At 29.2% G+C, this 11423-nt stretch carries 10 protein-coding genes; 3 read left to right on the forward strand and 7 right to left on the reverse strand.

Annotation, left to right across the window (positions count from 1 at the left end; all coding sequences use genetic code 11):
- Nucleotides 1-26 precede the first annotated feature (26 nt).
- From NX902_RS04590 to NX902_RS04605, 4 genes are all read right to left on the reverse strand, one after another.
- Nucleotides 27-1139, reverse strand: a complete 1113-nt coding sequence (locus NX902_RS04590; RefSeq protein ID WP_341122639.1) for a tyrosine-type recombinase/integrase — start codon at nt 1137-1139, stop codon at nt 27-29.
- A gap of 65 nt (nt 1140-1204) precedes the next feature.
- Nucleotides 1205-1543 carry a DUF771 domain-containing protein gene (locus NX902_RS04595; RefSeq protein ID WP_341122640.1) on the reverse strand — a complete coding sequence of 113 codons (339 nt, stop codon included), beginning with the start codon at nt 1541-1543 and terminating at the stop codon, nt 1205-1207.
- A 55-nt stretch (nt 1544-1598) separates the two neighbouring features.
- Nucleotides 1599-3329: a DNA primase family protein gene (locus NX902_RS04600; protein WP_341160572.1), complete on the reverse strand. Its 1731-nt coding sequence runs from the start codon at nt 3327-3329 to the stop codon at nt 1599-1601.
- Entirely contained in the window at nt 3304-3951 is a 648-nt protein-coding gene (locus tag NX902_RS04605; RefSeq protein ID WP_341122642.1) for a hypothetical protein, read from the reverse strand. The genes NX902_RS04600 and NX902_RS04605 overlap by 26 nt, the downstream gene beginning before the upstream one ends.
- Before the next feature lie 362 nt (nt 3952-4313).
- Between NX902_RS04605 and NX902_RS04610 the strand changes: the two genes are divergently transcribed.
- Nucleotides 4314-5594, forward strand: coding sequence for a hypothetical protein (locus NX902_RS04610; RefSeq protein WP_341122643.1), 1281 nt, complete (start codon nt 4314-4316; stop codon nt 5592-5594).
- A gap of 400 nt (nt 5595-5994) precedes the next feature.
- Here the strand turns inward: NX902_RS04610 and NX902_RS04615 are convergent, their stop codons facing one another.
- Nucleotides 5995-6522, reverse strand: coding sequence for a JAB domain-containing protein (locus NX902_RS04615; RefSeq protein ID WP_341122644.1), 528 nt, complete (start codon nt 6520-6522; stop codon nt 5995-5997).
- Nucleotides 6523-6728: 206 nt separating this feature from the next.
- Between NX902_RS04615 and NX902_RS04620 the strand changes: the two genes are divergently transcribed.
- Both NX902_RS04620 and NX902_RS04625 read left to right on the forward strand, forming a co-directional pair.
- Nucleotides 6729-8432: a hypothetical protein gene (locus tag NX902_RS04620; RefSeq protein ID WP_341122645.1), complete on the forward strand. Its 1704-nt coding sequence runs from the start codon at nt 6729-6731 to the stop codon at nt 8430-8432.
- Entirely contained in the window at nt 8419-9069 is a 651-nt protein-coding gene (locus NX902_RS04625) for a hypothetical protein (protein ID WP_341122646.1), read from the forward strand. Before NX902_RS04620 ends, NX902_RS04625 begins: the two co-directional genes overlap by 14 nt.
- A 54-nt stretch (nt 9070-9123) precedes the next feature.
- Here the strand turns inward: NX902_RS04625 and NX902_RS04630 are convergent, their stop codons facing one another.
- Both NX902_RS04630 and NX902_RS04635 read right to left on the reverse strand, forming a co-directional pair.
- Entirely contained in the window at nt 9124-9954 is an 831-nt protein-coding gene (locus NX902_RS04630; protein ID WP_341122647.1) for a DNA-methyltransferase, read from the reverse strand.
- Complete coding sequence (locus NX902_RS04635) at nt 9954-11018, reverse strand: DNA methyltransferase (RefSeq protein ID WP_341122648.1); 1065 nt, start codon at nt 11016-11018, stop codon at nt 9954-9956. The genes NX902_RS04630 and NX902_RS04635 overlap by 1 nt, the downstream gene beginning before the upstream one ends.
- Nucleotides 11019-11423 lie beyond the last annotated feature (405 nt).

Here is an 11423-nt window from a genome sequence, read left to right on the forward strand (position 1 = left end):
AGTTTTTAAAGTGTTTTACACATTTTTTACACAATCATATTTTCAAAAGTTCTTACAGTTACTTGTTCGTCTTGCATACGTAATTCTTTTAAAACATGTGTATACTCCTTCAATGTAGTTTCTATGTCGCTATGACCTAAGCGTTCACTAACAAAATGGATTGAAGTCTTTTTATATAACAATACACTCGCATGAGTGTGCCTCAAACCATGAAAGGTTATTGGCTCAATGTTTAGGTCAATTAATAACTTTTTTAATAATTTGTTTGCGTTTGTATTGCTTATAACTTTATACTTTGATTCAGGACTGTAAAATACCAATTGATGTATGTTAATTGGAGTGTTGGTAAATAACTTATAAAAATGATTCATTGTTAGACGATCCATTTTTATAACTCGATTGGATTGTTCATTCTTGGTTTTTCCAAAACCTAATGGGGAATCTTTCTTATATCCCCAGGTTTTATTTACATTAATAGTGTTGTTATCAAAGTTAAAGTCATTTCTTGTTAGCCCCACAAGTTCACCAAAGCGCATTCCTGAAGTTAAACCGAGCAGTATTAAGGAATACCCTAACCCATCATTAATCTTACTCCACAAGCTCTGTAAAAGCCGTTTGCTTTCGTAATAGTTTAAATGTTTTTCTATAGATCTTTTTGCCTCTACAGACCAAGTTGGTTGGGTCTTGCGTGTGAAGTCTATGAGAATCAACTGTTCCTCCATCGCATCTTTTACACATGATTTAATATGTCCATGAACTTTAACAACAGTTTCTTTTGCTTTACTATTACCAAAACAATTTAAAAACTTTTGGTAATCATGTCTCTTAATATCTTGAATCGGTGTATTTGAAAAATAGTTCTTTATTGCACTAAGTGAATACTCATAATGTTTCAAAGTAGTTGTACTAATTATAGGTGCTTTATATAATTCAATCCAGTTTTCAAAGTATTCATAAAAAGGTACCTTTGTATTTATTTGCTTCATGCCCTTTGCTAATTGTGCTTCTACCTCGGCTGCAGCAATTTGAGCTTCTTTTTTAGTACGGTATCCACCTTTTCTAATAGGAGATTGCTTTCCATTTACTTTGTTGCTAACTGTATATTGGTAAGTTTTTCCTCTTTTTTGTATACTTGCCATTTTTACACCTCATGTGATTAAAAATCAAGGGTATATTAATTCACCCTTGATTTTTAAATAAATTATTAAGCTACAATCTTTTTGGTAGAGAATATGCCGTTGAAATTTTCATCTAGAAACTCTGCCATCTTCAATGCATGAAATGACCATGTTTGACCTTTTGATTTGGGGTAATATACGAATCCACCTAATTCAACATCTAGAATTTTTTTGAATTTAGATTTGTATAGTATATTTTCTTTAATCCATTCGTTTTTACGATGAATTCGTAATTCAAGGTCCTTCATAGACCAATAAACACCTAACAATTGCATAGTTCTTAATTCCTCTAATTCAACCTTTGAAATCAATATTGACTCGGAAGGTATAGGTATTGTTAAATTTACAGATAATTGTTGTAGCATTATTTTACCTCCTAGTACCAACTAAAATATAATTTACATAAATAATTGCAGTTTCTTATTTACTTATTGGATTAATGCCAATATATCCAAATTTATTTTCACCATTTAATCTAAAACGGCTGTATTTCAATTTACTTATTGATTTCATATATCTATGAAAAGCTTTGTTACTTTCCTCAGTTATCCCTAAACTTCTACAATATTTCTTGTAAGCTAACTCTAATATATCATTGTGTGTCTTTACTTCAGGATCAAAGGTACAACAAGACTCAATGAAGCTAGAGATTGAATTTGTCTGTTTTGAATATTCCTCTGCAATTTCTTCAATTTCAGGACATGTAGTAAATTGGTAATTATTTTCACTCCAACGTTTTAAGCCAATTAAGGCCCAGCGAGCAATATACTGTGTTTCTTTTAAAAGTTTATCAAAAAGATGTATATCTTGTTTTTCTTTAGGAACTGCATACTTAAATGGAAAAACTACTAACCTTTGACTAAAGGCATTGGATTTATCAATACCCTTAATTGATGGTAGATGGTTCCCAGCAAATAAAAGAACTGATCTATTTATGAATTTAAAAGCTTGTCCATATAAGAAACGGGCCATAACATAATCACCTCCAGATAATTTTTTGAAATTATCTAATCTGTTAAGTGCAATTTCCGAAGTTTCCCCGCATGCATTTAACTTCTTTCCAAAAAGTTGGCATAGGAAATTGGGTTGGTTAAGTTCCTCAAAGCTTAAGTTTGTAAAGAAATCTTGTCCAACTAAATGTTCTAATAGTTTTAGTACAATAGATTTTCCTGAATCTTTTGGACCAAGTAGATATGGAATAGCTTTTACATCTCTTATTTCTGAAATGACATATCCGAAAAGTTCTTGAAGTCTTTTATAAACGTTTTTATCACCACCAGTGATTTGCTTCAAAAAGGCTTCAAAATGTTTTCCATCTGGTAAAGAATCTAAGGGATAATCAGCATTAATTACTGACGTAAAATAGTAATTTGGACTGTGACGATATATTTTAAAGTTATTTAGATTAATAATACAGTTGGAGAATGCTACTAATGATTTTCTACTTTTTAGAAACTCATCATCTACTTTAATTTCATCTCGAGATTTAATCCATTGAATTATTTCTTGGCAACTTTTAAAGGATATCAATCTCTTATATTCCTCAGGTATATTCTTTCTAATAAAAAAGTCTGCATTGTCTCCAGTAAGTCCAATGAAATACCCCAAAGAACTATTCCAATAATATAAATTGCTTTCAATTACTGCAAACTTATGACTATTAATTAAAATCTCTGCTAATTTATAGTTAGGAACAACCTTACTGGAGTCTTTATTATGCTTTACAGATGGCCTATTTAGACTAATCTCTTTATTATGCTTTACAGGTAATCTATTTGGATCAATCTCTTTATTTGTATATGATTCTTTCTGAATATCTGGAATATCATCTGGGAAAGTATTCCCCAGATGATTGAGTATATTAATTTCGTTGTTATTTATATAAAAATCTTTTTGTATTCCCTGCTCTTTACTTTCAATTGGAGAGACATAGTTAAACAATTCTTCATTGGATACTTGATTTATTGCATATAAATCTCGCTTTTGTTCCTTTTCAGTGAAATCATCTCTATAACAGCTAGTTTTATTGGTTAATAGATATTCATCTAGATTAATATAATTATTACTGAGTGGTTGGCCGAATATATTAAGAGGTTTATTTTCACTTTTCATTTCAGGAGCATTATCACCAGATATTTTGATTATCATCATATTCTACCTCCTCGTAGTATTCACTCTGTTCCTCTTCATTATTGTACTGATTCTCTAAATACTCGTTAATGTAGGATGACATGGTATCTGATTCAAATAGTTCCTCATTATTCGGTAGTACCTTTCTAACTACAGATTTTAAAAACCTTTTTAGTGGTTCATTATCTGCATATACAGTTTCTCTAACAATTTCCTCTTGAATAGGATCATATGTACATATTGTTAAACATGAATAGAAACCATATTCCCAGTAAATATACAATGTATCATCAAGCTCGAAGGAAGAATTTGAAGTTATACGTTCACAAAAATCATTAGATTGAAAGTAAACAATAGTATCCTCTTTATCTCTATTATCTACTCCTATAATAATTGGAGAAGTTTTATTTAAATACTCAATGACAGAAGAGTTATAACTTACACCATCAAAAGTTCCTTTGAGATAAGTTTTTTTATCTTTTTGTAAATATATAATTGCTGCATGCGGTTCTATATTTTCTTTTGTAACACCTACTAATGTAGTTTTTTGATCCTTTAATAATAAGCAAAAAGTTTTTCCTTTGTTTTTTACACTATGTTCAATTAAAGTATTAAGTTGCTTTTTTACTTTTGATTGTTTCATTTGAAACATCCTCCTAAAATTTTTTAAATACTATAGTTGAATTTTAATTAATTATTTAGCAATATAAAATACACCTAGACTTCAGAATATAAAATTAATTTGTAGTCTAGGTGTATATAAAATAAAGTTTATATATGATATAATATTCTGTTTATATTTAAGTTTATAAGGTTCATAGAAGGATGAATGATATTTGCGCTATTGTTTATAGATTTATAATCTGTTCAAGATGTTCACTTAATACTAGAAAGTAACCTTAAAGAAATAACAAACTTCTAATTTATATTTGTTATAAATTGAAGGTAAGTTGTTAGTTATTAGATGAACATGTTGAACATCTATACTTTTAGGAGGCTAGCAGTGTGAATTTAACAGATCTAATTGAGGAAATAATATCCAACACTGACGTTACATTAACGAGATTTGAGAAAGAGAATAAAAAGTTTCCTCTTATTGAGTGGGAGTATGATCAAACGAAAGTAAGTTCGTTAAAAGTGGTAAATGAAGATGTTTATACATTTTTTTCAATGCTTATATCACTAAATAAATTTGATAGTGTTTTTAATAGTAACAATAACCCTGAGACTTATGAGTATGAGGATTTATTAGAGTATCTATTCTCGGATATAATAATGTCAATACTAAATGATTCTCTTATAAAATTAATGGAGTTTACTAGATTAAAGAGAGAACGTAATAAATACCCTGAAATTATTAACGAATTATATTATAGTTTTGATGAATTTGAAACAAATATAAGGAAATTTATTCGTGATTATGATTTCACTGAAAAAGAAAAATTATTGGATATAATAGGTTCCTATAGGGATGTGATTCATTATAAAGTGCCTAAAATCATTTTTCCTTGGTATGCCTATGCATTAACTTATACATATAAATACCTTGGACCAAATCTAAAAATAATTAAAGAAAAACATTTACCATTATTTTGGTCAAAAAGTGAATATCCAAATGAAGAGGAACTGTTTATAAGATCACAGAGGGATCTTCAATCATTTATGAATATATTAAGAGAAAAGAATAATAATCATAATAAATCTCTAAACTTATTTTTATTTAATCAAACTACTAACTTGTATGATGTCTATAACTCTGTAGATATATTTAAGGATACTTCTTATTATATGTGGTCTGAAAAATTCAGTACCAGCATGATTGATAATATGGATAAGTCAGTAAGATATAAAGATAAACAAGAGCTTTTTGATAATATTAGTAAGGTTGTAAAACTAGATAATCTGGGTGTAAGAACATTAATGATTGATAATTACTATAATAAAACGTTGTTCGAAAGTGATAAAGTTTGGTTTTTATTCAATAGGATATTTGATTATTGCAAAGATTCCTTAGTTAAACTAATTGAAGAAAAGTTCTTAATATTATATCAAAATGATTTAAGAAATGTGCCAAGTGATATATGTATTGACTATACTATATTCAAGTTATTCTCAAAATTTGAACCTTTTGACCAATTTATTGAAGTTGCTTTTAAAGAAGGGAATCCACCAGTATATACTTTAAGTATTGATAATGATAACAGTGCTACACATTTATATGAGGCCTATGGCTATGCATATAAAAGTTTCTATAAATCTAAAAGAAATTCTAATAAAAAAGATTAGAAAAGACTAAGTTTAAGAGATTTGTAGGAAATTTTAAAACATCAGAAATAATATTAGAATGTATTCAGGATAGCGAATATTATCCTGAATACAAAACAATTACCTCAATAAAGAAAACATTGGGATTCTCTTATAAAACTTTTTAGTACTAGTATAATAAAGCGCTATCTCCAAAATAGGTTAATTAGCTCTCTTATTATACAGACTGAACAATTACTACAACAATTGTGACATGTTTTTGAATTCATTTTAATTCTCCTATCCTATATTATTTCTTAGCTGTTAGAGTTATTATCATTTCTAGACGATGCCAAAAGTACCTCAGTAGCAACTGTAATCAAGATTGGAATAACAATTTTTTTTAACATAATAATTTCACCTCCTTTCAAAGAATCTATATTTACAAATGACCAGCTTCTTTAAGAGAATAGAAAGAGTTTGAACAAATAATAAGGTGATCCAGTAATTCTATTCCAATTATTTTACTAGCTTGATTTATACGTTTTGTGACTGCAATATCTTCTGAGCTAGGATCAGATACATCACTAGGGTGGTTATGTGCAACAATTATTGAAGCTGCATTACTTAATAGAGCTGGCTTTAGAACTTCTCTAGGATGAACAATGCTAGAGTTAAGACAACCAATATGCACCACCTGTAAACATGTAGGCTGATTTTTAGTGTCAAGGCATAGAACTATAAAATGTTCTCGATCAACATCCCCTAAAAAGTCACGAATGAGTTCGTATCCGTCTCTTGGCGAACGTATTTGTCTATTTTTATAAAGCATAGTTTTTTCTCTAACAAGTTTTATTTTTACAATATTTATACGCTTTGCTGGTACTATTACCATTTCTTTCTCTTCATTATTCCTAGTTTCTAAGAGTTCTAATTGTTTAGTTTGAACTAATAATGAATCTTGCTGCATATAATTCTCTCCTTTTTCATTTATTTGTTTATAAAAGAAGGCCCTAAGATTATTTATCCTAGGACCCTTACAAACTAATAATATATATTTATACTTTTTTAAAATACGAAATGGTGTACATTTTTTTCCTTAATAAAATAAATTTGGTATAATGATAGTACAAAAGAGCTAAAAGATTATTAATAATATTAGAGAGAAGGGTCAACATGATTAGGTTCGCAAATCCAGGATCTGATATAGAGCATATAGTAGAAATATTTAAAAAAATATATGCACAACTTTCAGATTTTTCTTCATTTAATTTAGACAATATGGCAGATGTGATGACTTCGGCAAAAATGGCATCTTCCAAAGGGTATGTTGGGGAAGAAGCATTAAAAAGATCATACGCAATCAAAGATACTAGTCGTAATCCTTTGTATAATCAAGCGAAGATGTATGCAGAAGTATATAGAATGTTCGGTTGGATGAATTCCGGGGAAAGTGCCTTAGAATTCAATTTTACATTACTAGGTGCACATGTTGCACTTTCAGGTAAATCAACTAAATCAATAGTAGAGCTATGTTTATTAGGAATATATTTTCCAAATCAACTCATAAGTACTCGTTTTACTAATAAGGGAAAGCCTTATATAAGTATAATGAAATACTTTAATGCTCTAGATGATATACTCAATAGGGATGAAATGATTATTGGTGCATTAAATTTAGAAAATAGTGAGGATGAAGAAGAATTAAAAGAAAGTGTATCTCTCATTAGGAAGCTAAGAATAGACAAGAATAGTAAAGCAGCAATGTTACTAAAAATGGAAGAACTAAGTAAGGATTTAGACATAAGTTGTACCACAATGAGAAATTATACTAGAATTCTAATTGCTGCCTTGAAATATACGGGATGGGCAGAAGAAATCAAGTATAATACTTATGGTAGAAATACTAAGTTTCTTAGAATAACAGATTACGGAAAATCAGTTCAGGCTAGGGCTTCAAAATTCAAATATGTTACTTTATCTGACCTCGAAGATTTGAATGAGCTTCAGATCAATGCTATTTGTAAAATAGGATTTTTAAGTTTCTTAAAAATGGCGGATTTTGCTGTCGAGGAGGATTTGGAATCTCTAACAGAAGAGGTTGGAATAATAAAAGAGATCTTTGGCACATCTAAAATCTTTTTTAACCCATTTCAAACATTTTCAAAAGAAAATATATTAATGTATTTTCCTGAAGGAAACTTAGAATCGGATGTAGTACTTAGAAAAGAATTTACAGTTACAGAATTGCAAGAAATAGAAGAAGTTATGAAAAGGGAAGTTGGAATACGTAGTCATGATGCAAGTGGTTATAAGCATAATAAAACTGCGAAATTAATAATAGAAATGCTTAATGAGCATAATGAAAATGAAAAGCTTGTAATTGAAAAGCTACTAGATCAGATATTAATAATGAAGCAGACTAATTTCTATCCCTTAGTTGCGGAATTATTTGGTATAATCTTTCGCTTGGATGCTAGAACTCCACAAGCAGGTGTCAACAATGAGAGATTTGATGTAATAATACCAGATGAAAATAACTCAATTCCTGTTGAAGTTAAATCACCAACTGAAGAGATGCTTTTGTCTGTTAAGGCAGTAAGGCAAGCCTTAGAAAATAAAATCATATTGCTCTCAAGAAGGAATTATAATACTAGTAAAGAAATTTCATCAATAGCGGTAGGTTTTAGTATCCCAAATAAAAGATCAGATGTATATCTACTGATTGAAGATATAAAGAAAACCTATAATATAAATATTGCTATTACTAGTATTGATCAATTATTGAGTGCTGCAATAAACTGCCTGAAAAATGAAAAGAAATATAATGTAGCAGATTTTAAGGATGTTTATGGGGTGATTAAATTTGAAGATTTATAAACCAAGTGATGTACAAGAATCTACTAACTTGTATGATTTTATAGATTTATTAATAGATAATGAATTAGATTTGGAAAAGAAAATGCTAAATTTAAGCAGTGCGTATGAAAAGTTAATATTAACGCCTTTTGCAGTAAATAAGTTAATTGAAAAGTTATTTACTAAGCTAAATTTCCCTATTAATTTCTCAAGAAAAGGGGACAATAATGCACGCTATGATGCAACAATTTCCATTGGAAATGAAGGATATGAGGGGATCATAGAGGTTGAAGTGCCATCTACAGCAATGTTAGATGCTCCAAGAAATCTTTTAGACGATATAGCAGTTGTTACAAATCGGAGCAATATGAAAATGGAACAAGTTATTCCAATTGTTATATGTTGGACATTTCCGAATAACAGAACTGATTATTGGAATGTGGTTAATGATATAAACAAAGTACTTAGTATTAAGATTAAAACTATTTCTATTATGGCATTAGCAGTTTGTTATTGGACTAACAATCAACTTAAGTTAGTTGATGATTCGTTCTATGTCGATGTAGATAATAACTCTTTAAGAGAAATGATTGAATTATTATCAAATCAAAACATAGATTTATCTCACTTTGACGGCTTTTTTACTCCATATAAATAAAAAAAAAGAGAGATTCTTTTTTATAGAATCTCTCTAACTTTTATTGGAGTTTAATTATATTAATAAATTTTTTAATTTATCTAATCTCTCATTACAAACTTCAACCCATTTATCTTCAAGTTCAATTCCTATCCATTTTATATTATGTCCTTGTTTATTTAGTTTCTCGCAACATACACCTAAGGTACCCGAACCATGAAAAGGATCTAATATACTTCCTTCATATTTTCCCTCAGCATTTTTGGGACAAAACGCTTTAATGAGCTCAGTAATTAAACTTTCAGGCTTTTGTGTAGGGTGTTCAGTACGTTCATGTTCAAAGTTTTTACCAGCTAAAGTAGGAAACTTCCAGATGTCACCTCTTAATGCACCATTTGGATTAGGCCTCCACTCTTTTCTATTACCTTTAGAATCTTTGTAATATACAGGATTTTTTAATCTATCTTCACTTTTATATGGTACTCTGACATCATCTGCGTTATATGTCCACTTCTTATTATTATTTGAAAACCAAAGGAAAGGTTCATATTGGGTTGCTGGAATTTTTTTTGATCTGGAAAATCCATTTTCATAGTTCCAGATATTCATGCCCCTATAGAATAGATTATCTTCATACATCATAACTTGAAGAAAACCAATAAACTTGTGTATGCCAAACCAAATCAGGCTACCATTTTTATCTAGTAATTTATGACATAAATGTATTCTACTTTTATTTATTGATAAAAACTGTTCTAATGATAGACTGTCTGATTTATTACCAAAGTCTTTATTTAAATTGTAAGGAGGATCAGTCAATATAAGGTCAAACTTATAATTTCTATCAATTAATTCTTGTAGCATAATATCGCTATCAGCTTTATAAACTTTATTGTAATCTAACATTATTCTTTTTTACCTTTCCTTTTTGTTTTACGGAAGATTAAAATATATTGATGGTGAATATTTTCAACGTAAGCAAACGGATAACCGTATGGTAAAAGGGATTTATGGTTTTGGAGAAGTACTTTAACCCCTTGTAATGTTAATTCATAATTGTCTGCAAGCCCAATTTTATTTAGTCGTTGTATTAAATCACTATGGAAACTAATGAACTCACTCTTATGTCTAAAATCTGAAACAACAATATTCATGTATTTTTCGGGCTTAAGTACTTCAGCAGCTTCTTTAAAAATATCCTCAGTCAATATATCTAAAAAGTCATCATAGGATTCAATATTACCCAAATCTTGGTGATCATCAGAATAGTTGGTTGCTAGCTCGTTTTCTATACGTTCCTTTTTAACTTTATGATCAGCCTTTTTATTCAATATTGCCCAATATGGGGGACTTGTCACCATAAAATCAACAGAATTTCTTTCGAGAAGTTTTAGTTCGACACAACTATCTCCATTAATAATTGTGTACTTATTAGATGTACCTTCTCCTACTTCGATATCTAATCTTTTACGAGCTAATTCTGACCATTTTGGTGATAATTCAATTCCTATTCCATTTCTATCACATAATGCTGCTGCTTTAAGTGTAGAACCTACACCCAGAAATGGATCCAAGACGATATCGCCTTTCTTTGTGAAAAATTCTATTAATCGTTGAATATCTTGGAAACTAAATGGAGCAGGATGCTGTTTCTCTATTTGAGCATGAGGGTGACTGGCTCCTAATCCTTTCTGAAATAAATAAGATTTAGTTTCTGGCATCCATTGAGTTCCAGTTAAATCATTTAATTTATTTCTTGGATCATAAACACCTTTACTATCCTTTAATTCATTTAAAGTTTCTTCATCTAATGTATTAAGAAAGTTAACTAAATCAACCTTATTGTAAAACTTACTTCGTCCTTGTTTTATAGGGATTAAATCACCAGTCTTTTCAAGTTTCGTTATTGCTCTTTTAGTTAAACCAAATTCTTCTATAATTGTGGCGGTTTTAATTAAATCTAGGTCCATTATTACTTTCTCCTTTTATATAGCAACCATAACTAGAATAATATCTAATAATAATAAAAAACAGGACATAGGTTCTGTTTTTAAAGTGCTTTGATTATGTTTTAAATATAATTATAATATTTTTTTGACTTAAAGCAAAGGCTAATAGTGGAAGTTAATCATAATGTTGGATATACAAGTATTTAAAAGACTTTCTATAATGCGATCTATACTATTATAAAGATTTAGCTTTTAGAAATTTAACTAGAAGATTGTAATGGAAAGTGAGAGAATTGAATTCAATTTTTTACTCTTCGGATTCTCTTTTACACAAATTTTACACATCCCCCATACAAAACCTTATAAACTCAATAACTATTAACCTATTTCGACCCCGACCACCGGTATCATCAGATTAATTTATGT

It is taken from the genome of Niallia sp. FSL W8-0954, from assembly GCF_038005605.1.
Classification (GTDB): Bacteria; Bacillota; Bacilli; order Bacillales; family Cytobacillaceae; genus Niallia; species Niallia circulans_A.

What these genes read in the sequence shown, in the direction of transcription:
- NX902_RS04590 (WP_341122639.1), bottom strand. Translation starts at nt 1,139, where the DNA reads ATGGCAAGTATACAAAAAAGAGGAAAAACTTACCAATATACAGTTAGC.
- NX902_RS04595 (WP_341122640.1), bottom strand. Translation starts at nt 1,543, where the DNA reads ATGCTACAACAATTATCTGTAAATTTAACAATACCTATACCTTCCGAG.
- NX902_RS04600 (WP_341160572.1), bottom strand. Translation starts at nt 3,329, where the DNA reads ATGATGATAATCAAAATATCTGGTGATAATGCTCCTGAAATGAAAAGT.
- NX902_RS04605 (WP_341122642.1), bottom strand. Translation starts at nt 3,951, where the DNA reads ATGAAACAATCAAAAGTAAAAAAGCAACTTAATACTTTAATTGAACAT.
- NX902_RS04615 (WP_341122644.1), bottom strand. Translation starts at nt 6,522, where the DNA reads ATGCAGCAAGATTCATTATTAGTTCAAACTAAACAATTAGAACTCTTA.
- NX902_RS04620 (WP_341122645.1), top strand. Translation starts at nt 6,729, where the DNA reads ATGATTAGGTTCGCAAATCCAGGATCTGATATAGAGCATATAGTAGAA.
- NX902_RS04630 (WP_341122647.1), bottom strand. Translation starts at nt 9,954, where the DNA reads ATGTTAGATTACAATAAAGTTTATAAAGCTGATAGCGATATTATGCTA.
- NX902_RS04635 (WP_341122648.1), bottom strand. Translation starts at nt 11,018, where the DNA reads ATGGACCTAGATTTAATTAAAACCGCCACAATTATAGAAGAATTTGGT.